Source organism: Cytobacillus sp. QJM3NY_8 (assembly GCF_056173585.1).
Map to the genome: position 1 here is coordinate 5,058,801 of NZ_CM149681.1, position 25,894 is coordinate 5,084,694.

A 25,894-nucleotide genomic window follows, 5' to 3' on the forward strand; every position below is an offset into this window, starting at 1 on the left:
AAGGACAGGCCTATGCCTGTCCTTTCTTATGTATAAAACCCGGATTGCGGCTATTAGCCACTCACCCACCAACATATCAACCATCAATTCCATTCGGTTAAGTTCACCTAAAAACAGGCTGCCCTCTAAAAGGCAGCCTGTTTTTTATTAATAGCGTCTTCTTCGGTTTCTAAGGAACGCCGGGGTATCAAGTGACTCTTCTTGCGGGTCAGCCTGCACCCGGTAATCTTCCTGAACCGGTTCCCTTTGTTCTCTAACCGGCCGGCGATTGCTTGGTTCTTCTGCATACTGATATGTATGAGCATAGTCTCTTTCTGCTGATGGTTTTGAACTAGGTTTGGCACGTAATTCCTCTTGCTCGTTAAAGCCAGTCGCAATAACCGTAACAAGTATTTCTTCCTTTAGGGAATCATTGATGACCGAGCCAAAAATCATATTCACTTCCTCGTCTGAAGCGGAGGCGACGATATCTGCAGCCTCTTGCACTTCATATAAGCTGATATTAGCACCGCCTGTAATATTCATGATGACGCCGCGGGCTCCATTAATGGACGTTTCTAATAAAGGACTTGATATTGCTTTACGGGCTGCTTCAGCCGCACGGTCTTCCCCTGTGGCAATTCCAATCCCCATCAAGGCTGTTCCTTTATGGGACATAACTGTTTTAACATCGGCAAAATCGAGATTGATTAAACCAGGAACGGCAATCAAATCAGAAATACCCTGGACTCCCTGGCGGAGGACATTATCCGCTTCCATAAACGCTTCAAGCATAGGTGTTTTCTTATCAATAATCTCTAATAAGCGATCATTTGGAATAATAATTAGCGTATCGACTGCTTTTTTCATTGCCTCAATGCCTGCATCTGCATTGGCTGCACGCTTGCGGCCCTCGAACTTGAAGGGGCGGGTTACCACACCAATTGTCAGAGCGCCTACTTCACGGGCAATGCGTGCAATGGCAGGAGCAGCACCAGTTCCAGTTCCGCCGCCCATTCCGGCAGTAACGAATACCATGTCAGCACCCTTCAATACTTCACGAAGCTGGCTTTCACTTTCTTCAGCCGCCTTCCTGCCTACATCAGGATTTGCCCCTGCTCCCAGGCCCCTCGTTAAGGTAGCGCCGATTTGCATGGTTACTTCTGCCTTTGATTGATTTAGAGCTTGTCCATCTGTATTAACAGCAATAAACTCTACTCCCTCAACTCCATGTTCAATCATCCTGTTTACAGCGTTGTTTCCCCCGCCTCCGACACCGATGACTTTGATCGTAGCATATTGGTCTATATTTGTATCAAACTCCAGCATTGCGGCTCCTCCTTTAATTCAAATAGACTTGCATGATTGCTTTAAAAAAGAGAGTAACCCTTTAAAGGTTTACTCTCTTCTATTGTAAAGGCCTATATGAAAGAATTCGAGTGATTTATCTATTTTTTGGGGCAATTTTCTTAAAATTCCGGTGGTAAATATTACTATAAAAAACACCCCCAGCTTAGCCAGGGGTGCTGATGTTTTTATTAGAACTTTCTTTCCGAAACTTCGATCCGATTAATTGCACGCTGAAGTGCAAGCTCTGCACGGCGAAAATCAATGTTTTCACGCTTCTGCTCATTCAGGCGCTGTTCAGCACGCTGTTTCGCACGAACGGCACGCTCTACATCAATTTCTTCTGCCTGCTCAGCAGATTGCGCTAATATCGTTACCTGCTCCGGACGAACTTCCAGGAATCCGCCGCTGACTGCGACGAAATCAGTTTTTCCGCCGTTTTTTAAACGAACGGCTCCAATTTGTAACGGTGCAACCATTGGAATGTGTCCAGGTAAAATTCCAAGCTCACCGCTTTGAGCTTTTGTGCTTACCATTTCCACATCTGATTCATACACCGGGCCATCGGGAGTAACAACACTGACTTTAATCGTCTTCATTTTTTACCCTCCTGGTCCAGAATTAGACCTCTACGCCCATTTTCTTAGCACTCTCGATAACTTCTTCGATTCGGCCGACAAGTCGGAATGCATCTTCTGGCAGGTGGTCATACTTTCCTTCAAGAATATCTTTGAAACCTTTAACAGTTTCTTTAACCGGTACGTATGAACCTGGCTGGCCAGTAAACTGCTCAGCAACGTGGAAGTTTTGTGATAAGAAGAACTGGATACGGCGTGCACGTGCTACGACTAGCTTATCTTCATCAGAAAGCTCGTCCATACCAAGAATCGCGATGATATCCTGAAGTTCTCTGTAACGCTGTAATGTCTGCTGCACCTGGCGTGCAACTGAGTAGTGCTCTTCGCCAACGATTTCCGGTGACAATGCACGGGAAGTGGAAGCGAGCGGATCCACCGCTGGGTAGATACCCATCTCAGAAAGCTTACGCTCAAGGTTAGTTGTTGCATCTAAGTGGGCGAAAGTTGTAGCCGGAGCCGGATCCGTATAGTCATCGGCTGGTACGTAAATCGCCTGGATGGAAGTAACAGAACCTACGTTAGTAGATGTGATACGTTCCTGTAATTTACCCATTTCAGTTGCAAGTGTCGGCTGGTAACCAACGGCAGATGGCATACGGCCTAATAGGGCAGATACCTCTGAACCTGCCTGTGTGAAACGGAAGATGTTATCCATGAAGAAAAGAACGTCCTGTCCCTGGTCATCACGGAAGAATTCTGCCATTGTCAAACCTGTCAGGGCAACACGCATACGCGCTCCTGGCGGCTCGTTCATCTGACCGAATACCATCGCTGTTTTCTTGATAACGCCTGAATCTGTCATTTCATGATAAAGGTCATTACCTTCACGAGTACGCTCACCTACACCGGCAAATACGGAAATACCGCCGTGCTCCTGAGCGATGTTATTGATCAATTCCTGGATTAATACGGTTTTACCTACACCGGCACCACCGAACAAACCGATCTTACCACCTTTAATGTATGGAGCAAGAAGGTCTACTACCTTAATTCCAGTTTCAAGAATTTCTACTTCAGTAGAAAGCTGCTCAAACTTAGGAGCCTCTCTGTGAATAGAATCACGACGGGCATCTGCAGGGATTGCAGGATCTAAGTCGATTGATTCACCAAGTACGTTGAATACACGTCCAAGTGTTACATCACCTACTGGTACAGAGATTGAAGCACCCGTGTCAACAACTTCACTTCCGCGCTGTAAGCCGTCAGTAGAAGACATTGCAATGGTACGGACTGTATCATCACCTAAATGAAGGGCAACTTCAAGGGTTAAGTTGATGTCAACTTCAGATTCGTTACGCGCAGGATTTGTAACAGTCAATGCATTATAGATCTCAGGAAGCTGGCCGCTTTCGAACTTTACGTCAACAACCGGACCCATAACTTGAAGAACGCGTCCTTTGTTCATCTTTTTCCCTCCGTTCGTTTTACATAATGGAGAGCAGGCAACAACTCACCTGCTAACTCCGCTTTTCGTTTGTCTAGCTCCGGCGCCTAGCCCCTCGAGTCATAAGCCATTTCCTTCCTGAAGGATAGAACACCTTCCTGCAGGGCTCGTCCTATGCTTTTAGGGGCTGATCGAGGCGCTTCTGCTTTTCTTTATTATTCTAACGCGGCTGCTCCGCCGACGATTTCGGTAATTTCCTGCGTGATGGCTGCCTGACGTGCACGGTTGTAGCTTAAGCTTAATGAGTTAATAAGATCTTTAGCATTATCCGTTGCATTCTGCATCGCTGTCATCCTTGCAGCATGCTCACTTGCCTTACTGTCTAATAGCGCACCGTAGATTAAGCTTTCAGCGTATTGAGGCAGCAATACTTTTAAAATTTCTTCAGCGGAAGGTTCAAACTCATATGATGTAAGCTTTTTCGAGCTGGAGATATCCGTAAGCGGAAGAAGCTTCTTCTCTGTTACATCCTGTTGAATCGCGCTGACATAATGGCTGTAGTACATATATAATTCATCAAATGTTTCATCAGCAAACATGCCAACTGTTTTGCTGGCAATATCTTTGATTTCAGCAAATGCTGGCTGGTCTGCAACGGCAACGATATCCAGAATGACGTTCATATTGCGCTTTTTGAAAAAGTCGCGGCCAACACGTCCGATCGCAATGATTGCATACTCATCAGGTGATTTATGGCGCTTTTGAATCGTCTGGTAGACATTTCGCAATACGTTACTGTTATAAGCTCCCGCAAGTCCGCGGTCAGACGTGATTACCAGGTAACCAGTTTTCTTGACAGGGCGGCTGGTCAGCATTGGATGTGATACATCTTTGCTTCCCAAAGCGATGGATGCCGTAACTTCCTGGATTTTCTCCATGTAAGGCACGAATGACTTTGCATTCATTTCTGCCTTATTCATTTTCGCAGCTGATACCATCTGCATTGCTTTTGTAATTTGACTCGTTTTCTTCGTAGAAGTAATACGATTTTTTATATCGCGTAATGATGCCACAGGTTCTCACCACCCTTATTCAGATTAGGCCAGCTGCAGCGCCTAACCCCTCGAGGTCATAAGCCAATCCCTTCCGGAAGTAAAGAACACCTTCCTGCAGGGCTAGTCTTATGCTTGTCGGGGCTGACCAAGGCGCTTCCGCTTTTTATTGTTTGTCAGAACCGAATTGAGGTGCTTAGATGGGGAGCACTTCCCCATCCGGGCAATCTCGATTATTCGGATACTGCGAAAGTTTTCTTAAAGTCGTTAATCGCAGATGCCATATCGTCATCAGAAGGAAGTTCTTTAGTAGCCACGATATGGTCTAACAAATCTTTGCGGTTATGGTCTAACCATGAAAGGAATTCAGATTCGAAACGACGAATATCCTGTACAGGAATGTCATCTAAGAAGCCGCGAGTTAGAGCGTAAAGGATTGCAACCTGCTTCTCAACTTTTAACGGCTTGTTAAGATCCTGCTTTAGAACCTCTACTGTACGGGCACCACGGTTAAGTTTAGCCTGTGTTGCTTTATCAAGGTCAGAACCGAACTGGGCAAATGATTCAAGTTCACGGTATGAAGCAAGGTCAAGACGCAGTGTACCTGCAACCTTTTTCATTGCTTTGATCTGTGCAGATCCACCTACACGTGATACAGAAAGACCTGCGTTGATCGCCGGACGTACACCGGAGAAGAATAGGTCTGACTGAAGGAAAATTTGTCCGTCAGTGATTGAGATAACGTTTGTTGGAATATAAGCAGATACGTCCCCTGCTTGTGTTTCGATAAATGGAAGCGCAGTGATTGAACCTGCACCTTTCGCATCGCTTAGCTTCGCAGCGCGCTCAAGCAAGCGGCTGTGCAAGTAGAATACGTCCCCTGGATATGCTTCACGGCCTGGAGGACGGCGCAATAGCAATGAAAGCTCACGGTAAGCAGAAGCTTGCTTTGTTAAGTCATCATACACAACAAGAACGTGCTTCCCGTTGTACATGAACTCTTCACCCATTGTTACACCAGCGTAAGGAGCTAAGTATAGCAATGGAGCAGGCTGTGATGCAGATGCTGTTACAACAATTGTGTAATCTAAGGCACCTTGCTTACGAAGCGTTTCTACTGCATTACGAACAGTAGATTCTTTTTGTCCGATTGCTACATAGATACATACCATATCCTGATCTTTTTGGTTCAGGATTGTATCAATTGCAACAGATGTTTTACCTGTTTGACGGTCACCGATGATTAACTCACGCTGTCCGCGGCCGATTGGCACAAGAGCGTCAATCGCCTTGATGCCTGTCTGAAGCGGCTCGTGTACAGATTTACGATCCATAACACCTGGTGCCGGGCTTTCAATTGGACGTGATTTTGTTGTGTTGATTGGTCCCATGCCATCTACTGGCTGTCCAAGAGGGTTTACTACGCGGCCGATTAGTTCTTCACCAACCGGTACCTCCATGATGCGGCCCGTACGGCGTACTTCATCGCCTTCACGGATTTCTGTAAATGGTCCTAAAATGATAATACCGACGTTATTTTCTTCAAGGTTTTGTGCCATACCCATAACGCCGTTTGAAAATTCAACAAGTTCTCCAGCCATGACATTGTCGAGGCCATGAGCACGAGCGATACCGTCACCAACAGAGATAACCGTACCTACATCACTCACTTGAATTTCCGACTGATAGTTTTCGATTTGCTTTTTTATCAGCGCACTGATTTCTTCAGCATTGATGCTCATGAGTTTCACCCCTATCTACGAATCTTAGCCTAATAATTGACGTTCAAGACGCTCAAGCTTCCCGCGCAAGCTGCCGTCGAAAATCCGGTTTCCGATTCGAAGCTTGATGCCGCCGAGCAAGTTAGTATCAACTATATTGTCAATACGAAGTGATTTTTTTCCAACCTTAGCTGCAAATGACACAGATAATGCTTCCTTCTCTGCTTCAGTCAGCGGACGAACAGTGTATACTTTCGCATCCGCAATCCCTTTTTTGTCATTCGCAAGGCTTATAAAATGATCTGCCACATCAGAGATATGATCTTCTCGGTGGCGTTCAATTAGTATCATTAACGTATTTAATACAAACGTGTTCACAGATGCAAATGCGTCTTTTAAAATCTCTTTTTTCTTCTCAATTGAAAGCTTTGGAGATTTCAATACAGACTTTAAATCTGAGTTATTAGTTACTACTTCTTTCACTGCACGAAGCTCTTCTTCCATTTGGTCAAGAAGCTGGTGTTCATTCGCAAGCTGGAAAAGAGCCAACGCGTAGCGCTTTGCTACTGTGGAGCCCGTCATCGCTTTTCTCCTGCCTCTTGAATGTATTCATTGATCAGCTTTTCTTGATCAGCTGCGCTTAATTCCTTCTCAATAACCTTGGAAGCAATTAGGACAGACAATGAAGCGACCTGCTCGCGGATAGCGGCAACCGCCTGTTCTTTCTGCTGCTCGATTTCAAGCTTAGCAGATTCCTTAATGCGTTCAGACTCAGTGCGGGCAGCCGCAATGATTTCCTCACGCTGCACGTCGCCTTGTTTCTTCGCATTTTCGATAAGGCCCTGTGCTTCTGTACGTGCTTCTTTTAAAAGATTTCTTTGCTCTTCTAAAAGTTTTTTTGCTTCTGTACGGCTTTCTTCTGCCGCTTGGATTTCACTGGCAATATGCTCTTCACGCTGCTGCATAATGCCCATTAAAGGACCCCACGCGAATTTTTTCAGCAATGCCAACAAGATGATGAACATGATCAGCTGGTACAAAATGTCCCCGCCGTTAAAACCGCCGCCTGCAGCGCCTAATACTAGACTGTTTGTTAACACCCTCGATTCACTCCCTTCAAGAGTTGTTCCACTTATGAAACGGAGTCATATGCATGATTCCGAATTAGTTTTAAGGTAAAAAAACATAAAGGAATGGCGAAGGTTCATAGAATGATCTTCGCCATTTAGAACGATTGGTACAGTATTAATTAACCGCCGATAACCATGAACGCGATAACAACGCCGATGATCGGAACAGCCTCTACTAACGCAACCCCGATGAACATTGTAGTTTGAAGCATACCGCGAGCTTCTGGCTGGCGAGCCATACCTTCAACTGTTTTTGATACGATAAGACCGTTACCGATACCGGCACCTAGTGCTGCTAAACCGATTGCAATTGCTGCTGCTAAAAGACCCATTATTGAGTTCCTCCTTAAATTGTATGAAAATTTATTTGTTTAAAATGTTTTGTCCATGAAATGAACAGGTATATATTAATGGTCATGGCTCACTTTGTGTGCCATATAAACCATTGTTAACATACAGAAAATGAATGCCTGGATAGATCCGACAAAGATTGAGAATCCTTGCCATACAAGTGTCGGCAGGATTGCTGCAAGCATTCCGCCTACACCGGCGTGAGCCAGTCCTCCGACAAGCAATGTCAGCAGGATTTCACCTGCATAGATATTACCGTAAAGACGAAGTCCCAACGTCAGAGTGTTTGCAAACTCTTCAATGATTTTCAATGGGAACAAGAAAGGCATTGGCCTGATAAAATCCCGGCCGTATTCTCCTACTCCTTTAAGCTTTACGCCATAGTAATGCGAAAGCCCAACAACCATTGCCGCTAATGTTAATGTGATAACAGGATCGGCTGTCGGCGATTTCCACCATAAAGTGTGATCATAAGTGATTGCGAACGGAAGTCCGAGCATGTTTGAAACAAAGATATACATGATCAGGGTTAATCCAAGGATGTGGAATCTTCCGCCTGTCTTCCAGTCCATCGTGCTGTTAATGATATTCTTAACAAAATCCATAATCCATTCGAAGAAATTTTGCATCCCCGTTGGTTTCATGGCCAATCGACGGGTTGAAAGCAAAGCAATAATGAAAACAATAGCACTTGCCACTGTAATCATCAGTACGTTTGATAAGTTAAAATTCAATCCTAAAAAGTCCACTATAGGAGCTTCATGATGCAATAGTGTTCACCTCTCTTCCCGCTATTTACGTAATTGAAAAGATTGAAGAAAATAATCTATCATAATGACAATATAGGATGTCATTAATCCAAATACCACACTGATCAGATGCAGCTTATCCGGATATTCCAGAGCGATCATCACAGCAAATACTGCTGTAGCCATTCTGGATACCGTTCCAAGTGAACGCACCTTCTCGCCTCTCTCGACTGCCTCTCCAAACTGCAGCGCCTTTCGTGAAATCAGCCACAAATTGAACAGGCTTAAGCTTGTACCAAATATCAAGCCCAGAAAAATAGATTGATAAGGTGTAAACCCCCAGCCGAGAACGTATACAGACAACAAAAGGAATATGTATTTTCGCTGTCTTTGAAAAGTTACTTTGATTTCCGGCATGATGTTCATTCTCCTGTGAAGAAATGTTGGATTAAGCGAAGCATGGCGTAAATCCCGGCGCCCAGTCCAATGAACAAACCGACCAATAGGAATAACGGCTCTGTTCCTGCCTTGCTGTCAAGCCACCTTCCGGCGAAAATGCCAATGAGCGTGGAACCTACTAACTGAGAAAGAATGGCGGACATTAAGGCCATCGCCTTAAATGGGTTGCGGTCTTTTTGACGCATAAAAACGCATCCTCCCTTAAGAGAATGGTAAGTGGGTTTTGAGGCCATAATTAATCATATTAACATCATGCAGAAGTGGGAAATATGTCTGCACAAATATTTTGAAAACCCTATCATCTTTTACCCTTTGTAAGCATACAATAGGGCTTTGTCAATGTCAATGCGTTTGGAGTGAAAAAGTTCACAAACAAAAAGGTAAAAATATGGTATGTTCACATATTTATCACATTTAATTTTTGGATATCTATTGAAAAAGGAGCGAGTTTCTGCATCGCTCCTGAAAACGCTTTAAATTAACATTATCACTTACTTTGAGTGGTCCGCTTGTTTACCGAAGGTTCCGGGTCCCCGAGCTGCCCATCCGGCCTCACAAATAGGTAGGTTTCAATCCAATCTTCCTTGCCGGCTTTTTTGGCAAACACCTTTGCAAGGTACAGCCCAGGCCCAGGAAGCTTATCTGCCGGAATTTCCTGCAGCAGCTGTCCTTTGCCTGCATTTCTTTTCCAGTCAAGATATCCCATGAAGCGGAGGCTTTCCGAATCAAACATGGCAATTCCGAACTCTTCTGCCCCGCCAGGAAGATACACTTCATAGCGATACGTGCCCGGCTTATCTCCTTTGCCCAGTCCGAATCCCATCACCCTTGGATAATCCGGCTCTTCAAGCACATAAAGATAGGGAATTCTGATGCTTTCGGCACCTGCCTTCATAAGCAGGTACCCATCATAGATCTTTTTCTTTAAAAGAGTCGGGTCTGCCGACATTTTGATTTCCACCTTTTTCTTATCACCTGGGTTTAATTGAAATGTCATAGGCATTTCCCAATTGATGCCCTGTGCCTTATAAGGTACAGAAAAGGAGTAGGTCTGCGTTTTCTCACTAATATTTTCAACCGCTATAAAACTGCTGTGTTCATGCAGCCTGTCCGCGATCTGAAATTTCCCAAACTGCAGAGAGGCCGGGAGGACAAGCGTTTCTGCTCTCAGCGCTTGATCAAGCTGGATTCTGCCTGCTCCCTGCTCATAAGTTCTATATGTTTTTCCTTCTGTATTCATAAGAAGCTTAGCCGTATTCATAAGTACTGCCTTAATCCGTTCCGGCCCCCATTCGGGATGAGCCTGTTTCAGGATGGCACAGGCCCCTGCGACGTGCGGAGCGGCCATGCTAGTCCCCTGCAGCGGCAGGTAACCGCCAGGAATGGTGCTATTTATGGCGACTCCAGGTGCCACAACATCCGGCTTGATTTCCCATGTTGATGTAACGGGTCCGCGGGAACTGAAGTCAGCCAGGATATCCCTTTCTTCTATTATATTAGTCCGGGCAAGGAGTCTTCCTTCATTAATGTTCTTCTTGAGCTCCTCTCCTTCTTCCTTTGATAACGCCGCTACTGGAATTGGAACACCACTGTCCAGATTGCCAAAGAACCTGCCTTTTGTATTATTAAAAATAATGATTCCCTCTGCTCCTGCTTCCATTGCATGGACTGCCTTATCAGTAAACGTTAGTTCCCCTCGTTCCACTAATACCATTTTCCCTTTGGCATTCTTCAATTCTTCAGGATGACCGAGTCCTCCATCGACCAATTCAAAGGATCGGTCAAATTCCCAATCCTTTGAACCCTGCAGCAAATCAAGACGAATTTCCCGCCCGCCCATGCTCAAAAATGGCACCTTCATTGTTGGTGTTGAGGCTCCTACAGAAATGGCCTTCGAGGCTGTTCCCGGTGATCCGACCGTCCAAATATTCGGACCCGAATTGCCCGATGAAGTGACAGCCGTTATTCCCTTTTCAACTGCTTTATTAAGGGCCATGCTTATCGGAAGGTCAGGTCCGTTCACGTTATTTCCCAAGGAAAGGTTTAACACATCAACTTTATCCTTTATTGCCTGTTCGATGGCCGCTATCACCTGTTCTGTTGTTCCGCTGCCGCCTGGTCCGAGAGCCCGGTAGGCGATAATGGTTGCTTCTGGTGCAACCCCTTGAATTCTGCCATTTGCCGCAATGATTCCCGCAACGTGAGTGCCGTGCAGTGTGCCTTGTCCCCCTGCAGCTTTTGTTTCCATCGGATCCTTATCATTATCCACCAGATCATGTCCACCGCCATAGCTCCTTCGCAAGTCTGGATGATTATAATCGATGCCGGTGTCGATTACGCCTACTTTCACACCCTTGCCTGTGAGGCGCTGATTATCTCTGTCATAATAGCCTCTGGCATTAATGCCGCCAATCAGCTTGATATTGTCATCGGAATGTACATGATAGGTATTAACCGGTGAAACAGAAGATACTGACTCTATCTTTTGCAGGCTTTGCAATGCAGATTGCTTTCCTATAACTGAAAAGCCGTTCAACGCCTGATTGAATGTATGCCTAATTTGCAGATCAGGATTTTGATCTATCATTTTCTTAATCCCCTGTTCGTTCTTCGCATCTTTCAGAACGACGATAGCCACTTTTTCTATATCAGGTGGCTCTTCCGGAATAGGAGGGTGTGAAAATGTCCGGGCCAAAACAGTACTTTGACTCCAAAAGAAGGATATGAATGTTAAGATCAGCAAGAATTTTTTCATAAGATAACCCACCCTCTTTTTGTTTTAGGGTGGGCTGAATAGGTGCCATGTATGCGTAAATTGATATAAAATAAACGGCTAGTTCAAGGATTCATAAACAATATTAGCTACTTCTTTTGAAAGTGCTCCTGTGCTGCGGTATGATCCGCTTGGTAAAGGACCATTGTTTTGTTTGTTCGTCAGCAGGATAATCTGGAGGTTTTCCTTTGGATCTACAATAACCTGGGTTCCAGTAAAACCAGTATGGCCAAAGGCTATGTCAGAATAGTGATCTCCCATATACCAGCTTTTATCCAGCTCCCAGCCATATCCCTGGCCAAAGCGCTGAGGAGAGGTAAAGATATCAATCACTTCTTTATCATACATTTTGGTTTTTCCATATGTTCCGCCATTTAACATGGTCTGGCCCAATACGGCAAGGTCCCTTGCTGTCGAAAATAAACCAGCATGGCCAGCAATACCTTTATTGCCATAGAAGCTATTCCCATCATTAACTTCTCCAATTAGTGTGTAATTTCTCCAGTATTTAAACATATCCGGACTTTCTTCAACATAGTACCCAAAATTAGGGTCATCAATCATTTTATATTCATAAGGATTCCCCCAGGAAGTAGCTGCAATTTTATGTTTGAAATGTTCAGGAGGAGTAAACATCGTATCATGCATTTTTAAGGGATTATATATATTTTCCTCTAAGTATTTATCCAATTTTTGTCCACTTATCTCTTCAATTAAAAAACCCAACATCATAAAGCTAAAATCGCTATATCTTCTGTCCGTTCCAGTCGGGTATTCAAGGGGCAGCTGGTTTATATAACTCAGAACCTCTTCCGAATTGTCAGCATATAGGTATGTCGGTTTCCAAGGAGTCAATCCTGAGGTGTGTGTCAGCAAGTCGGCTATTGTAATATCTTCTTTTCCACGCTGAGCAAACTCAGGTATATATTCAGATACCTTGTCATTGACTGAAAGTTCACCGTCACTTACCAGTTTCATAATGCCCTGAGTTGTTCCCATCACCTTCGTAACTGAAGCAAGATCGAAGATTGTTCTCTTTTTCATTTTTCGGGGATTACTGAGTAATTCCCCCATATCGTATTTTTGTGCATATCCATATGCTTCCTCTTTGACGATTTTTCCATCCTTTGCCACAAGAACTACTGCACCGGGTGTAATACCATCCTCAATAGCCTCCGTAATTGCTCTATCAATACCCTTTAATTTGACAGGATCAAAGCCAGCCTTTTTCGGATCAGCATGACTTAATTTTTGCCCGGACCGTTCTGTGGCATTCACCATATTTCCAGAAAATACTGCAGAACTTAAGGCTAATGCCAATACTATTAACAATGTCTTTAACCTTTTCAAATTTTCATCTCCTTTATAACCAATATACAATATTTTGTATAATTAATATTATCTATCTTTCAATCGATTATCAATATAGTTTTTAGTATTTTCAGAAAATAGTACTTTTAGATTATCACGAAAAAATAAGCCATCAAATAAATGATGGCTTACTCCCTTTATGTATTAAAACAGCTGATTCGGTTCAAGTTTCCCCTTTTGAATTAACCGGTCACGCTTCTTATCTCTCCACATATCCGTTAGCGTCGCGGCTATTAATAATAATGTAAGCAGAATTCCTTTTCCTTCTGCCAGTTTAAATACCAGGGCGATAAAACCTTCGGACATGAAGGTATTCATTAATGAACCCAGCAGCATGATGATCCAGACAATTAATGCTCCTTCTACTACGGCTAATGCTCTCATTTATTCGACCTCCCGAGTATTTAAAATCATTATGCCAATACCCTGAAGACAGGAGTCTAAACGTACATCTTGCAATTTGGGATTGCCTTTACTTTCCAAAAATCTTCTGCCAGATGCTTTTGCTTTTTTCAGCTTCTAATGCACCGGCTACTTCTTCTACAGACCTTTGTGTCGCCATCAGTTTTTCATAGAGGGAAGTGACTTTTTCGCTCTCTTTTTCATAGCCTTGTGCATGGGCGTTTCTTAAATCTTCAATTGTGAGTTTGAGCTCATGCACCTCATGTATCAGCTGTTTGTTTTGTTCTCTGATTTTATTTTGGGTTAGACGGGATTGTTCATTTTGCTGAACGAGAAAGCTGACCAGCTTTTTCATATCTGTCAGTTCTGAATTCACATTCACCAGTGAAGTGGTGCTGCTTTCTTCGTCATCTTCCACTGTAATAATCACTGGGATGCCTGCATCCTCAAGCTTTGCTGTGACTTCCTCTTTCTTTAACCCATCTGAATACAATTTCCGGATGAATTTAAGCTTTTCGATTTCGGAAGCCTGGATTTTATAGCGATTGTGTTCTTTCCGATAATTTATGTATTCTGCATGCTCCTGCAAATAACGCTTTAAGCTATTCTCAGGTATGTCCGGAAGTGCTTCTTTGAGCTCCTTCATTGTCAAATACTGATTTGCCAACGTCCTCAGCACCTTTCTTGGTATCTTACCGATTCACCCAGCCGCCTCTGGGCATTACCTATGACTAACCACCTAACCGCCAACAAAACCACCATCAATATTTTTGCGGTGAATGCCCCATCAACGAAGCCATTTCAGCCGCCATTTCTTCAACCATGACCAGGCCAATTAATCACTCCAAAAAACTTATAAACACTTATATATCAACATTTTGCAAATATCCATCCAACCATCAACATGTTAACCGCTTACTATTTCAACATGAATTTTACTTCCATTTCTCCTATACTCTATCATAACTTTTCCAGCTTTGCGGGGAAAGAGACTTTTAACATAATTATTGATTAATACTATAAAAATCCATCTACTCATGATCACCCACCCAACCACCAACATATCAACCATGTAATTTTGCAGTAGTTTGACACTCATCTCCCCTCCCCTTTATAGAAAAGAACAGAAAAATGCACCTCCTTTTAAGAGAGGTGCATTTTTTTAGTTTTACGGTTTATATTCTTCCGGACGATCATTAGTCTGTTGAAAATGGTAGCGGATTGCTTCGCAAATTCTACTGGAGGCATTTCCGTCACCATATGGATTTACGGCCTTTGCCATTTTTTCATAAGCTGCCCGGTCAGTCAGAAGTTCAGTTGCCAGTTCGTAAATAGGCTGTTCCTCAATGCCGGCAAGCTTAAGGGTGCCGGCTTCAATTCCTTCTGGCCTTTCCGTTGTATCACGGAGGACAAGTACAGGCACACCAAGGGAAGGCGCTTCTTCCTGGACTCCGCCCGAATCTGTCAAAATCAGATGAGCTCTTGATGCAAAGTTATGGAAATCAATGACGTCAAGAGGTTCAATAAGATGAATGCGGCTATCGCTGCCGAGGATTTCTGATGCGATTTCCCGTACAGCCGGGTTCAAGTGAACTGGATATACGACTTGTATATCTTTCTGTTCTTCCACCAGCCTTTTAATAGCCTTGAACATGTTCCGCATTGGCTCGCCCAGGTTTTCACGGCGGTGTGCAGTCAGAAGCACAAGGCGGTCATCGCCAATTTTCTCAAGGACTTCATGATGATACGCGTCCTTAACAGTCGTTTTAAGTGCATCGATTGCCGTGTTTCCAGTGATATAAATACTATCCTTCTTTTTATTTTCATTTAAAAGGTTTTCCGCTGACTTCGATGTTGGCGAGAAATGCAGATCAGCCATGACACCTGTAAGCTGGCGGTTCATTTCCTCAGGGAACGGGGAGTATTTATTCCATGTGCGCAGTCCCGCTTCCACATGGCCGACTACGATCTGATTATAGAAAGCGGCAAGGCTTGCAATAAACGTTGTAGTGGTATCTCCATGTACAAGCACGATATCCGGCTTTACTTCCTTCATGATCTTATCAAGACCCTCAAGTCCGCGTGTTGTCACATCCACCAGTGTCTGGCGATCTTTCATGATATTCAGATCATAATCTGGTGTGACCTTAAAAATATTTAATACTTGATCCAGCATTTCACGATGCTGTGCCGTAACGGTGACAATCGATTCAAACTGATCAGGGCGTTTTTCCAATTCAAGAACAAGGGGTGCCATTTTAATGGCTTCCGGCCTTGTCCCGAAAATCGTCATCACTTTAATTGGACGAATCATTCGGAGCACCTTCTTTTTTAAAAGATATTTTCAATCTTTTTGTCCATCAATGAGCTGAGATTATTTCGTTCCGAATAAACGGTCGCCTGCATCACCGAGACCAGGAACAATATAGCCTTTTTCGTTCAATTTTTCGTCTAATGCTGCGATATAGATGTCAACGTCAGGGTGAGCTTCCTGTACAGCCTCTACCCCTTCAGGAGCAGCAATCAGGCACATGAATTTAATGTTTTTGCCTCCGCGCTTTTTAAGAGAGTGGATGGCTTCAATTGCGGAACCTCCAGTTGCAAGCATTGGGTCAACCACGATGAAATCTCTTTCTTCCACATCACTTGGAAGCTTTGCATAGTATTCAACCGGCTGCAGTGTTTCCGGGTCGCGGTATAAACCGATATGACCCACTTTTGCAGCTGGAATTAGCTTCAAGATGCCGTCAACCATTCCAATTCCTGCACGCAGAATAGGGATAATTCCTATCTTCTTACCTGCTAGTACGCTGGACTTCATCGTGCTTACTGGAGTTTCTATTGTAATTTCTTCTAAAGGCATATCACGGGTGATTTCGAATGCCATAAGTGTTGCCACTTCATCGACAAGCTCACGAAATTCCTTTGTTCCCGTACTTTTTTCACGAATGTATGTAAGCTTATGCTGAATTAATGGATGGTCAAAAACGTAAACCTTTGCCATGATTATCTCTCCTTTTCAATATGCAGATTAGTCGAACCACACTTCGTCTAATTTTACAGAAAAACAGTTCCATCGGCAACTATGATTCGCTTTTGTTAAAGAAAAGTCATTTTTAAAAGAAAAGCGTAAGCGCCTCGTTCACCTAAGGAACGCAGGCTAAGAGCGTCACGTCCTGTGGCAGAGTCTGCATGACCCGCATCCTCCCAAAAGCTGCCGCTTTTGTTCGTGCGAGGATTATGCTGACGAAGCCTTCCTTGACCTGCGGGCCTCAAGCATAAGACGGTTCCTGTAAGAAGCCATTTTTCCCTTTGAAAGGAAACGGGCTTAGACCTAGAGTCCCTGGAGCCCCAGCTAGACAAGCTTGTAACCTCGAGGGGGCAGGCTGCTTGCGCCAGACAGTTCTCGAAGTTCGAAATTTCCTTATATAACCATACAAAAGCCGGCCTCTTGCTGTGGCCGGCTGATTGATTAATATTCAGGGTATAAAGTGAAGCTGCCTGTTAAGGCTTCGACGCGCTGAGCCGCTTCTTGAAGCTTCCCTTCATCTTCATGATTCTTTAGTGTGAAGGCAATAATGGATGCAATTTCTTGCATTTCTTTTTCGCCAAATCCGCGGGACGTAACAGCCGCTGTTCCGATGCGGATGCCGCTTGTCACGAATGGGCTTTCCGGATCGAAAGGAATCGTGTTTTTGTTGACTGTAATGCCGACCTCATCAAGTACTTTCTCAGCAACTTTCCCTGTTAAACCAAGGGAGCGGAGATCAACTAAGAGCAGATGGTTGTCTGTACCCTGTGATACAAGGTCAATTCCTTCAGCCTGCAATGCTTCCGCCAGCTTTTTGGCATTAGAAATAATATTGCCTGCAAATGTTTTGAAGTCTTCCTGAAGCGCTTCGCCGAAGGCAACCGCTTTTGCCGCAATAACATGCATTAAAGGACCGCCCTGGATTCCAGGGAAAATGGATTTATCAATTTTCTTCGCATATTCTTCTTTGCAGAGAATCATGCCGCCGCGCGGTCCACGTAATGTCTTGTGCGTGGTAGTTGTAACAAAGTCCGCGAACGGAACCGGATTCTGATGAAGCCCAGCAGCTACAAGACCTGCAATATGAGCCATATCAACCATCAGCATGGCACCGACTTCATCGGCAATTTCACGGAAACGCTTGAAGTCAATTTCACGCGGATAGGCACTTGCACCCGCTACAATTAGTTTCGGTTTATGCTGACGGGCCTTTTCAAGCACATCATCATAATTGATGCGATGTGTTTCTTTATCCACCCCATATTCGACGAAATTGTACTGCACGCCGCTGAAGTTAACAGGGCTGCCATGAGTTAAATGACCACCATGGGATAGATTCATGCCAAGAACAGTGTCTCCCTGTTCAAGGACAGTGAAGTATACAGCCATATTTGCCTGTGCACCTGAGTGCGGCTGCACGTTCACATGCTCTGCTCCGAAAATTTCCTTCGCACGGTCACGTGCTAAATCTTCGACTACATCCACATGTTCACAACCGCCATAATAGCGTCGGCCTGGGTAGCCTTCAGCATACTTGTTTGTTAAAACAGAACCCTGTGCTTCCATTACCGCTTCACTGACAAAGTTTTCAGAAGCGATTAATTCAATCTTTGATCTCTGGCGTCCCAATTCTTCCTGAATCGACTTGAAAACCTGCTCATCCTGCTGTGCTAAATGCTTCATAAGAATCCTCCCTTTTCTCCAACACACTTTTAATAAAGGAAAGCTTTGTTAAGGCTCTCCATTTTTATGTATCGATCTTTTTGTGAAAATTCTTTTTCATTTTAGCATGTTTTCCGAAAAAGTGACAGGCACCTATACCAGTTTGATGAAGTGGTATAGGTGCCTGTCACCATCCTTTTATTCCCAGTTCCAATAATCCACTTCGCCAAGGTATGGCGCACGGATTTGCTTTTCTTCTTTTAGCTTTAATAGCTCTTTTACCGGGCCGGTAACGACTGCTCCATAGACAGTGAAGCCGTTTTTTTGCAGATATTGATGACGTTCTTTCAGATGATCCAGTCCTAAAAAGTTTTCATAATAGCTTTGAGATTCATTTTTTAACAGGTTTTCCATCTGTTTCAGCATCAACTTTTTATTTTCTTCCATAAATTCCTCATTAAGAGCCAATTTCGACTCTGACATATAATCTTCTCCTGCTTCCCTTCCTCCAGTCAGACCATAAATGGATGTTAATTCGATTGAGTTGCCTCCGCTTCCATACCCCGTCTGAAATTCCTTCAGTTCCCCTGTATAGAGCGGCATCCAAAGGACTTCCAGGTCATAGGGCTCTAACAAGGTCAGAAGATCTTCAGGTTCCATGAATGACTGTGTGGAAAATGCCATTTCCGCCACAGTCCCGTCGTGTATTTTGTCAAGAGATGCCCAAACACCTGGTTTCCCTTCAGCTGATAGCCTTTTTCCGCTTTTCGGATTTTCAGGCAGAGAGAAACGGTAAATGTTTTCGTTTTGCGGCTTATATTTCTGGATTTTTAAGGTTGAATACGAATTTAGCAGCCTTTTCTCAATGTGAACCTCCCCGATTGTTTGAGATTCGCGGCCAATCTGGCTGGAAATCGGATAAGATATTTTCTGTGTCAGAAAGGGTGTTAGTTCTTTATTAACAAAACCACCAAAATCCTCATATAGATTCGGATGCTTCCAATCAAGAGCTACCTTGCTGTAAAATACATGCTTCTTTTCACTATTGGCGGCATCGGATAATATATTCACGGCCATCATATAAACCCAGAACAAAAGCAGACAGGCAGCGATGACCCTCATTACTCTGAATGTTAAGGTAAAACGGTATTTGGCCATGATTTTCTTTTCGCGGTCTTTGTTCCAGTCAGTCATGTTTTTCCCTCCAATGTTCATCGGCGAGCTGTGTCAGCTTTTTCCGGGCCCGATGCAGTGTCACCTTTACTTGATTTTCCGATAGATCCAGCGCCTCCTGGATTTCACTATAGCTAAAAGACTCAAATTCTCTTAAATATAAAATGGACCGATACTGTTCCGGCAGGCAGCTCATAAGGTCTGCTACTTTTTTCTTCGATTCTTTATTTAATGCTTCATCCTCCGGCAGCCCATAGGGACTTGTCATTTCATCTCTGGAAAATAAATAGCCGGCAAAAGGAACCTTCTTTCTCCTCTGCCGTTTCCTCCATTCATCCAAATAGGCGTTCCTTGCTACTTTGAATAGCCATGCCCTTACATCTTCCTGTTTATAGAAAGAGAGAGAAATCGTTGCCTTAATGAATGTTTCCTGAGTTAAATCCTCCGCTGTTTCCTTGGAGCCTGACATTTTATATAAATAGTAATAAAGCGGTCTGGCATAATGCCGATATAAATCATCCAGCCTATCCCGCCTGTTTTCTTTCAACGGTTTCTCCCCCTTTCTCAAGAAAAGCTGCACTTTATACACGTTCTTCCTTCCTGAATGTTACACGTTCCATAAAAAAAGTGACAGGCACCTATACCAGTTTGATGAAGTGGTATAGGTGCCTGTCACCCATAGAGTTTAACTGCATGATTCATTTTCTGGTTTACGTTCATAGATCGCCCGTGCCCCGCCGATCAGTTTCGGCCTGGTTTTGGCCATGGTGACGTGGGCCTCGCCCACTGATTTTTGTGAGGTCCTGATCGGAACGGCTACATGCTTCAGATGCATGCCGATCAGGGTGTCGCCGATATCAATTCCCGCATCTGCCTTGACAAACTCTACCATGACGGGATCTTTGAAGTGTTCATAGGCATATGCTGCCATCGCGCCGCCGGCCGTGCGGTGAGGGATGACGGTTACTTCATCCAGGCTTTTTGCTTCAGCAACAGCCCTCTCAACTACGAGTGCCCTGTTCAAATGTTCACAGCATTGAAAGGCGAGAGCTGCCCCCGTATCCTTGTGGAGCTTGTCCAGACGTTCAAAAATCATTTCAGCCACTTGTTCCGTTCCGGCTGTGCCGATTCTTTTCCCGGCCACTTCACTTGTGCTGCAGCCAACTACTATAATATGCTTTTCTCTTAGAAGTACTTGTTCGCTAAATTCACGAATGATTATATCCAGTTCTTTTTTCCATTGTTCAATCAAAATGCTCACCCTTTCGGAAGATTCACTTCGTTTCGTAAGCTGTAATCTTTCCTACACGGTTTTCATGGCGGCCGCCTTCAAATTCCGTTGAAAGCCACACTTTTGCAATTTCACGAGCCAGGCCTGGGCCAATCACTCGTTCACCCATAGCGAGGATGTTGCTGTCATTATGTTCACGGGTTGCTTTGGCACTGAATACATCATGCACAAGCGCACAGCGAATTCCCTTCACTTTGTTAGCGGAGATGCTCATGCCAATCCCCGTCCCGCAGATCAGAATGCCTTTATCGAATTCCCCTCCTGCTACCTTTTCAGCAACAGGCAATGCATAATCCGGATAATCTACTGAAGTTTCGCATTCACAGCCGAAATCCTCATACTCAATGTTCATTTCATCCATTAGGTTTTTGATTTCCTCGCGGAGATTAAGTCCGCCATGGTCTGATGCAATTGCAATTTTCATTATGAAACCCTCCTGTTTGAAGCCCGCTTAATTTTGACATTATGCTTTTATTTTGACACAAAACATTGAAAATATAAAGAAAGGGAGCTGCATTTTGGGCTCCCTTAAAGTTTAAACTTAGTAATTGTGCTATTTAATTTTTCCGCTTGTTCTTTAAGCTCGATGGCCAGTCTTTCTACATTTCCAATCACAGCAGTCTGATGCTGAGTGGCTGCTGAAACCTCCTGTGCGCCTGCTGATGTTTCTTCAGCAATCGCCGCAACTTCCTGGGATTGTGTGGATGTAAGCTGTATTCCCTCCATCTGGTTATCAACCAAGCCTGAAATAGCAGACACAGATGCAGCCATTTCATTGACCACTTTCGCCATTTCTTCAATCACTTCGTTTGTTTTCGTCCCCTTTTTCACTTCATTATTAGCAGTCTCCACTTGATAAGAGATTTGCGTAACAACATTGCGGACCTCTTCCTGAATGTTTTTTATCAATTCTGAGATGCCCTGCACTGCCTGTGCACTTTCATCTGCAAGTTTACGCACTTCCTCAGCGACTACGGCGAACCCTTTGCCATGGTCCCCCGCACGGGCTGCTTCAATGGAAGCATTTAAAGCAAGAAGGTTAGTCTGCGCTGCAATATCACCGACAAGCTGAATAATCTGCTCCACTTTCACGGCATTTTGTTCAAGGCGCTTCACTGTCTGCAATGATTCCTCATTATCGCGGGCCAATTTTTCTATACCTGAAATAAGTGAATGGATCACTTTCTTTGATTCCATCAAGTCCTGAACCATTTCGCCGGAAACATTTTGTGATGCTTTTGCTGTATCCTGGACCTCCTGAGCAATTCTCAGGACATCTTCCATTGATTCAGCTGTTGATTGAATGGAAACCGCAGAACTATCTGCTCCCTGGGAAATTTCGCTAATGGTTCTGGCAATCGAATCTGCCTGCTCTGCAGCTGCTGAAGACTCGGAAGACATCGCAATGACCTTTTCATTCGTTTCTCTAAAATTCTCGTCAATTTTATGGACCATATCCCTTAAATTGAAAAGCATATGATTGAATGCAATGCCCAATGAACGGATTTCATCATCTGACTTGGAAAGCTCTGCGTCCTGGCCGATATCGCCATTGGCAGCCATGAGTGCCGTTTTTTCAAGTTTCTGTAAAGGTTTGATAATGAAACCTGCAGCAAAAAAAGCAAGAACACCTGACCAAAAAATACCCATTCCTAAAGTTATAATAGTAAAAACAGCCTCTCCAAATGGAAGCATTTCTTCAATACCAGGAAATAGAAAGTAAAGAAATATGGCACTTGTGGTGTATGTAATGATGGCCAGCGATGTGATAAAGAATACGAGCTTTTTCCTAAGGCCAAACTTATAGCCCTTTTTCTCCCCCATTATGTTGTCCCCCTGATTAATCTGGTCTCTTTACGCGATCCAACATTTGTTCAATCGCTTCTGTCAGATCTTTAAATGTATTTCTATATATCTCAACCGGTCCCCCATATGGATCGATAATATCTCCCGCGGCTCCGGCAAACTCTTTTAGTGTGAAGGTTTTGTCTTCCGCATCAGGAAACATGGACAGAACGGTATTTTTGTGGCCGGCTGTCATTGTTAAAATATAGGTCGCCCAGTCAATTAACTCTTTACTCATACTGGAAGACTGATGCTGCAGCGGTATCCCATGCTCCTCCAGCACACTTTTTGTATGCGGGGACGCCTCGCTGCCGTCTGCTGCAAAGACTCCAGCCGATTTCACTTCTACACCCGGGAGCGATTTGCTTTTTAAAATGGCTTCTGCCATCGGGCTTCTGCAAGTATTTCCTGTACATACAAATAATATTTTTGTCACAGAGATACTCCCTCCTTATATATCGGTCTATAACCATAAAATTTTATTCAAATATTTCAGTTTGCACTTTTCTTACATTATAAGTCAAAATTCCCATAACACCTATAGCTCCCTTGCAAAAAAAGAAAAAGGGCGACCCGCACCCTTTCCATTTTTCACAAAATATTAACATTTAAACACAGGCTCACTTTTATAAAAATAAGAGTTTTACCCCGAAGGCAAGGAGGATGGCACCACCGAGCGCCTCGCTGTAGGAGCCGATCCAGCTTTGTACCTTCCTGCCAGTGAGGAGGCCAGCCCATGTGAGGATGGTCGCCCCGGCTCCGAAGAACACGAGCACAAGCAAGGTTTTGGCACCGTAGATTCCGAGGCTGAGGCCTACTGAAAAACTATCAAGGCTGACGCTCAAGGCAAAAATCATCAGCCCTATGCCCACAGGGGTGATTAAGCTGTCTTCATCATCCCTGAAGCTTGACCAAATCATCTGCACACCTAATAAAAGGAGCAATCCCCCGCCTGCATAACCGGCAATGGCTCCGAATGTATTTGATAGAAATCGGCCTGCTATCATTCCCAATAAAGGCATCCATACATGGAAAAGTCCAATGGTGATGCCGATTTTTGCTATTTGTCTGAGGCGGAGTTTGTACATCCCCATGCCAAGACCTACCGAAAAGGCATCCATCCCCAATGCGAATGCCATTAGAGCCAGTGTTAAAATTTCCCCGATCATTACAGACATTTTTCCGCCTCCTTGGACTTGCTAATTCAGCATATGCGCGTCCAGACGGTTTTAGAATGCCGACCGTTTTCCAAAACAAAAAACCGCCTCATGACGAAACGGTTTCATTATCTATCTCCTAATGACCCTGTGTCCTGCTGCTTTCATCAGGCGGTTCATGATTGCGTGCCCGACACCTTCACCCGGGAACATCTCACAGAAAATAATATCAGCATTTGTTGTGTTGAAGTATCTTAATGCTTCATAGAGCGAGCTGGCCACGGTTTCAAGCTTATCCCGCTGTCCGCAGGCATAGATAAAATCAGCGCGATAAAATTCCAGGTTTTCCGATGTTGTCAGAACCCCCACAGAAAGGCCTTCCTTCTTTTTATCCTCAACAAAATACTGGATGTCTTCTTTTGTTCCTTCTACTAGATAAAGCGGAGCATCCGGCGCATAGTGACGGTATTTCATGCCGGGAGATTTTGGCGCCTGGCTTTCATCCGCTAATGCAGGATCTACGATGATCTCGCCTACAGCCTCTTCAAGCTGTTCTCTCGTAATGCCGCCTGGCCTTAAGATGACAGGCACATCACCTGTACAATCCACTACGGTGGATTCCACGCCAACGCCTGTCGGACCTCCATCCACTAATCCAGCTATTCTTCCATTCAAGTCTTCCCACACATGGTCAGCCGTTGTCGGACTGGGCCTTCCCGAGCGATTCGCACTTGGAGCGGCAATTGGCAATCCTGTTTTATTCAGCAGCGCCAGGGCTACTGGATGATCAGGCATTCTCACAGCAACTGTAGATAAATCTGCCGTTGCATAATGGGAAAGAACACCTTCCTTTAGATTAAAAATGAGCGTAAGCGGTCCCGGCCAAAATCGATCCATGAGCGCCTGCGCATTTTGCGGAATTTCGGTTACAAAAGCATCAAGCTTGCCTTTGTCAGCAATATGAATAATCAGGGGATTATCACTCGGACGTCCCTTCGCCTCAAATATTTTTCTGACCGCTTCATCATTTTCCGCATTCCCGCCTAATCCATATACGGTTTCTGTGGGGAAAGCGACCACTTCATTTTTTTTTAACAGATCGGCAGCTTGTGAACACTGTGAATAACTATCTTCTTTATCCACACTGTTATCCACCGACCATCTTTTTGTAATCATTGTTATCCACCTTCACCAAAAATGTTTTTTTGCTGTCAAAATTCCTATGTTTTCGACATTTTTTTGAACATTCCTTTGGAAAGTATAGTAGAAGAAGCTGGATAACTCAAGTCTTATCCACAAATTGTGTATAAATAAGAGGGATTTGTGTATAACTTTAGCAAGATACCCACAATTCACATGGATAATTTCAAAAAGAAAGAGTTATCCACAGTCATGATATGCTTAACATGCTCCGACTCGAATAAAACTTCCGGCAAGTGGGCTGTTTCTTCCTGTTTAAAGCCAAGCAGGCTGAAAAATGCCAGCGAGTTTCTTTTATTTGATGCGAGATATAAGGATTCCATGCCCCGATCCCTTGCCAGCAATAATATTTGCTCAAACAAAATAAATAGATCTTTTTCTGATGCTGTGGATGTCATCACAAGTGATCTCAAAAGACCAATCTTTCCATGGGGTTCAATTCCCAGGGTAGCCTTAATATCCCCGGAATCACTCTCCATAATCAAAAAATATTCGATTGCTTCCCTTATCCCATCCGTACTTAAGTTTGCCGATTCCAGAAAAGATGCCAGATTCTCCACATCTGAAGCATCAGCACATCTCACTACACCTGTTTCCATTTCTTCACCCCATTTTCTTATTGTCACTCTATGAATATGAAAAAATAGAAAAAGTAGAACTAGATTTGAAAAATATTTCAGGATGTGAGAGAAAGAAAGATTATTGTAAAACAAAACACGGCAGCTGTTTGAATTCCGCTGCCGTGTTTATATTACTATCATATGGCAATTTTTCTGCGGCGGGTTTAGTCGTTCGAGTTGCCGCCTTTTCTGCCGATTTCTTCGTAGAAATCGCGGTCATGGTTTTCACTTGTTGCTTCTCCGCCTTTGCGTCCAATTTCCTGATAGAATTCCTTGTCATGATTTTCCGCTGTCGCTTCTCCGCCTTTTTGGCCAATCTCCTGATAGAATTCACTATCATGATTTTCCGCTGTTGCTTCTCCGCCTTTTTGGCCTATTTCCTGATAGAAGTCCTTGTCATGGTTCTGGCTTGTTGCTTCTCCGCCCTTTTGGCCTATTTCCTGATAGAATTCCTTATCATGGTTGCGGCTTGTTGCTTCTCCACCCATGCGTCCTCTTTCCTCACGAGACATTTTATCGTTGTTATTATTGTTGTTTTTAGCCATTATCTTTCATCTCC

Annotated in this window: 29 protein-coding genes; all 29 read right to left on the bottom strand. The window is 44.0% G+C overall.

What is annotated here, in order from left to right:
* Positions 1-147: 147 nt before the first annotated feature.
* A complete protein-coding gene (ftsZ, locus tag AC0VZ9_RS25715; RefSeq protein ID WP_009332208.1) occupies positions 148-1,308 on the bottom strand; it encodes a cell division protein FtsZ in 1,161 nt (386 codons plus the stop codon).
* A 209-nt stretch (positions 1,309-1,517) separates the two neighbouring features.
* Positions 1,518-1,925 (bottom strand): F0F1 ATP synthase subunit epsilon, encoded by a 408-nt coding sequence (locus AC0VZ9_RS25720; protein ID WP_009332209.1) that lies wholly within the window; start codon positions 1,923-1,925, stop codon positions 1,518-1,520.
* A gap of 22 nt (positions 1,926-1,947) precedes the next feature.
* Positions 1,948-3,369, bottom strand: coding sequence for a F0F1 ATP synthase subunit beta (gene atpD, locus AC0VZ9_RS25725; protein WP_009332211.1), 1,422 nt, complete (start codon positions 3,367-3,369; stop codon positions 1,948-1,950).
* Between the two features lie 194 nt (positions 3,370-3,563).
* Positions 3,564-4,421, bottom strand: coding sequence for a F0F1 ATP synthase subunit gamma (locus AC0VZ9_RS25730; protein ID WP_009332212.1), 858 nt, complete (start codon positions 4,419-4,421; stop codon positions 3,564-3,566).
* Between the two features lie 212 nt (positions 4,422-4,633).
* The gene (gene atpA / locus AC0VZ9_RS25735) at positions 4,634-6,142 is read right to left on the bottom strand and encodes a F0F1 ATP synthase subunit alpha (RefSeq protein WP_009332214.1); all 1,509 of its coding nucleotides are present in this window, start codon (positions 6,140-6,142) and stop codon (positions 4,634-4,636) included.
* Positions 6,143-6,166: 24 nt separating this feature from the next.
* Positions 6,167-6,703 (bottom strand): F0F1 ATP synthase subunit delta, encoded by a 537-nt coding sequence (locus AC0VZ9_RS25740; RefSeq protein ID WP_019380612.1) that lies wholly within the window; start codon positions 6,701-6,703, stop codon positions 6,167-6,169.
* Positions 6,700-7,221, bottom strand: coding sequence for a F0F1 ATP synthase subunit B (locus AC0VZ9_RS25745; protein ID WP_009332218.1), 522 nt, complete (start codon positions 7,219-7,221; stop codon positions 6,700-6,702). The genes AC0VZ9_RS25740 and AC0VZ9_RS25745 overlap by 4 nt, the downstream gene beginning before the upstream one ends.
* Positions 7,222-7,370: 149 nt before the next feature.
* Entirely contained in the window at positions 7,371-7,583 is a 213-nt protein-coding gene (gene atpE / locus AC0VZ9_RS25750; protein WP_009332220.1) for a F0F1 ATP synthase subunit C, read from the bottom strand.
* Positions 7,584-7,658: 75 nt separating this feature from the next.
* Positions 7,659-8,372 (bottom strand): F0F1 ATP synthase subunit A, encoded by a 714-nt coding sequence (atpB, locus tag AC0VZ9_RS25755; protein ID WP_009332222.1) that lies wholly within the window; start codon positions 8,370-8,372, stop codon positions 7,659-7,661.
* A 21-nt stretch (positions 8,373-8,393) separates the two neighbouring features.
* Complete coding sequence (locus tag AC0VZ9_RS25760) at positions 8,394-8,768, bottom strand: ATP synthase subunit I (RefSeq protein ID WP_009332224.1); 375 nt, start codon at positions 8,766-8,768, stop codon at positions 8,394-8,396.
* A gap of 5 nt (positions 8,769-8,773) precedes the next feature.
* Positions 8,774-8,995, bottom strand: a complete 222-nt coding sequence (locus tag AC0VZ9_RS25765; RefSeq protein ID WP_009332225.1) for an AtpZ/AtpI family protein — start codon at positions 8,993-8,995, stop codon at positions 8,774-8,776.
* A 302-nt stretch (positions 8,996-9,297) separates the two neighbouring features.
* Positions 9,298-11,565 carry a S8 family serine peptidase gene (locus tag AC0VZ9_RS25770; protein WP_217026598.1) on the bottom strand — a complete coding sequence of 756 codons (2,268 nt, stop codon included), beginning with the start codon at positions 11,563-11,565 and terminating at the stop codon, positions 9,298-9,300.
* Positions 11,566-11,643: 78 nt separating this feature from the next.
* Positions 11,644-12,933, bottom strand: coding sequence for a serine hydrolase (locus AC0VZ9_RS25775; RefSeq protein WP_254179184.1), 1,290 nt, complete (start codon positions 12,931-12,933; stop codon positions 11,644-11,646).
* 165 nt (positions 12,934-13,098) lie between these two features.
* Positions 13,099-13,338 (bottom strand): hypothetical protein, encoded by a 240-nt coding sequence (locus AC0VZ9_RS25780; RefSeq protein WP_009332231.1) that lies wholly within the window; start codon positions 13,336-13,338, stop codon positions 13,099-13,101.
* Between the two features lie 88 nt (positions 13,339-13,426).
* Positions 13,427-14,023: a hypothetical protein gene (locus AC0VZ9_RS25785; protein ID WP_475396926.1), complete on the bottom strand. Its 597-nt coding sequence runs from the start codon at positions 14,021-14,023 to the stop codon at positions 13,427-13,429.
* A gap of 240 nt (positions 14,024-14,263) precedes the next feature.
* On the bottom strand, positions 14,264-14,455 hold the full coding sequence (locus AC0VZ9_RS25790; protein WP_251174306.1) for a hypothetical protein: 192 nt from the start codon (positions 14,453-14,455) through the stop codon (positions 14,264-14,266).
* Positions 14,456-14,524: 69 nt separating this feature from the next.
* Positions 14,525-15,670 carry a non-hydrolyzing UDP-N-acetylglucosamine 2-epimerase gene (wecB, locus tag AC0VZ9_RS25795; RefSeq protein WP_251174307.1) on the bottom strand — a complete coding sequence of 382 codons (1,146 nt, stop codon included), beginning with the start codon at positions 15,668-15,670 and terminating at the stop codon, positions 14,525-14,527.
* Between the two features lie 60 nt (positions 15,671-15,730).
* Complete coding sequence (gene upp, locus AC0VZ9_RS25800) at positions 15,731-16,360, bottom strand: uracil phosphoribosyltransferase (RefSeq protein WP_217025985.1); 630 nt, start codon at positions 16,358-16,360, stop codon at positions 15,731-15,733.
* Between the two features lie 468 nt (positions 16,361-16,828).
* Complete coding sequence (locus tag AC0VZ9_RS25805) at positions 16,829-18,070, bottom strand: serine hydroxymethyltransferase (protein WP_252245684.1); 1,242 nt, start codon at positions 18,068-18,070, stop codon at positions 16,829-16,831.
* A 177-nt stretch (positions 18,071-18,247) separates the two neighbouring features.
* On the bottom strand, positions 18,248-19,243 hold the full coding sequence (locus AC0VZ9_RS25810) for an anti-sigma factor (RefSeq protein WP_251174309.1): 996 nt from the start codon (positions 19,241-19,243) through the stop codon (positions 18,248-18,250).
* Positions 19,236-19,769, bottom strand: a complete 534-nt coding sequence (locus AC0VZ9_RS25815; RefSeq protein WP_009332248.1) for a sigma-70 family RNA polymerase sigma factor — start codon at positions 19,767-19,769, stop codon at positions 19,236-19,238. The genes AC0VZ9_RS25810 and AC0VZ9_RS25815 overlap by 8 nt, the downstream gene beginning before the upstream one ends.
* 138 nt (positions 19,770-19,907) lie before the next feature.
* Complete coding sequence (locus AC0VZ9_RS25820) at positions 19,908-20,474, bottom strand: TIGR01440 family protein (RefSeq protein WP_009332250.1); 567 nt, start codon at positions 20,472-20,474, stop codon at positions 19,908-19,910.
* Positions 20,475-20,496: 22 nt separating this feature from the next.
* Positions 20,497-20,937 carry a ribose 5-phosphate isomerase B gene (rpiB, locus tag AC0VZ9_RS25825; protein WP_252245686.1) on the bottom strand — a complete coding sequence of 147 codons (441 nt, stop codon included), beginning with the start codon at positions 20,935-20,937 and terminating at the stop codon, positions 20,497-20,499.
* 104 nt (positions 20,938-21,041) lie between these two features.
* The gene (locus tag AC0VZ9_RS25830; RefSeq protein ID WP_217035419.1) at positions 21,042-22,337 is read right to left on the bottom strand and encodes a methyl-accepting chemotaxis protein; all 1,296 of its coding nucleotides are present in this window, start codon (positions 22,335-22,337) and stop codon (positions 21,042-21,044) included.
* A 16-nt stretch (positions 22,338-22,353) separates the two neighbouring features.
* Positions 22,354-22,794: a low molecular weight protein arginine phosphatase gene (locus tag AC0VZ9_RS25835; RefSeq protein ID WP_019380606.1), complete on the bottom strand. Its 441-nt coding sequence runs from the start codon at positions 22,792-22,794 to the stop codon at positions 22,354-22,356.
* A 190-nt stretch (positions 22,795-22,984) separates the two neighbouring features.
* Positions 22,985-23,536 carry a manganese efflux pump MntP gene (locus AC0VZ9_RS25840; RefSeq protein ID WP_009332258.1) on the bottom strand — a complete coding sequence of 184 codons (552 nt, stop codon included), beginning with the start codon at positions 23,534-23,536 and terminating at the stop codon, positions 22,985-22,987.
* Positions 23,537-23,647: 111 nt separating this feature from the next.
* Entirely contained in the window at positions 23,648-24,691 is a 1,044-nt protein-coding gene (locus tag AC0VZ9_RS25845) for an L-threonylcarbamoyladenylate synthase (protein ID WP_009332260.1), read from the bottom strand.
* 176 nt (positions 24,692-24,867) lie between these two features.
* Positions 24,868-25,314 (bottom strand): GNAT family N-acetyltransferase, encoded by a 447-nt coding sequence (locus AC0VZ9_RS25850; RefSeq protein ID WP_019380603.1) that lies wholly within the window; start codon positions 25,312-25,314, stop codon positions 24,868-24,870.
* Positions 25,315-25,499: 185 nt separating this feature from the next.
* Positions 25,500-25,880, bottom strand: a complete 381-nt coding sequence (gene gsiB / locus AC0VZ9_RS25855; protein WP_009332264.1) for a glucose starvation-inducible protein GsiB — start codon at positions 25,878-25,880, stop codon at positions 25,500-25,502.
* Between the last annotated feature and the right edge of the window lie 14 nt (positions 25,881-25,894).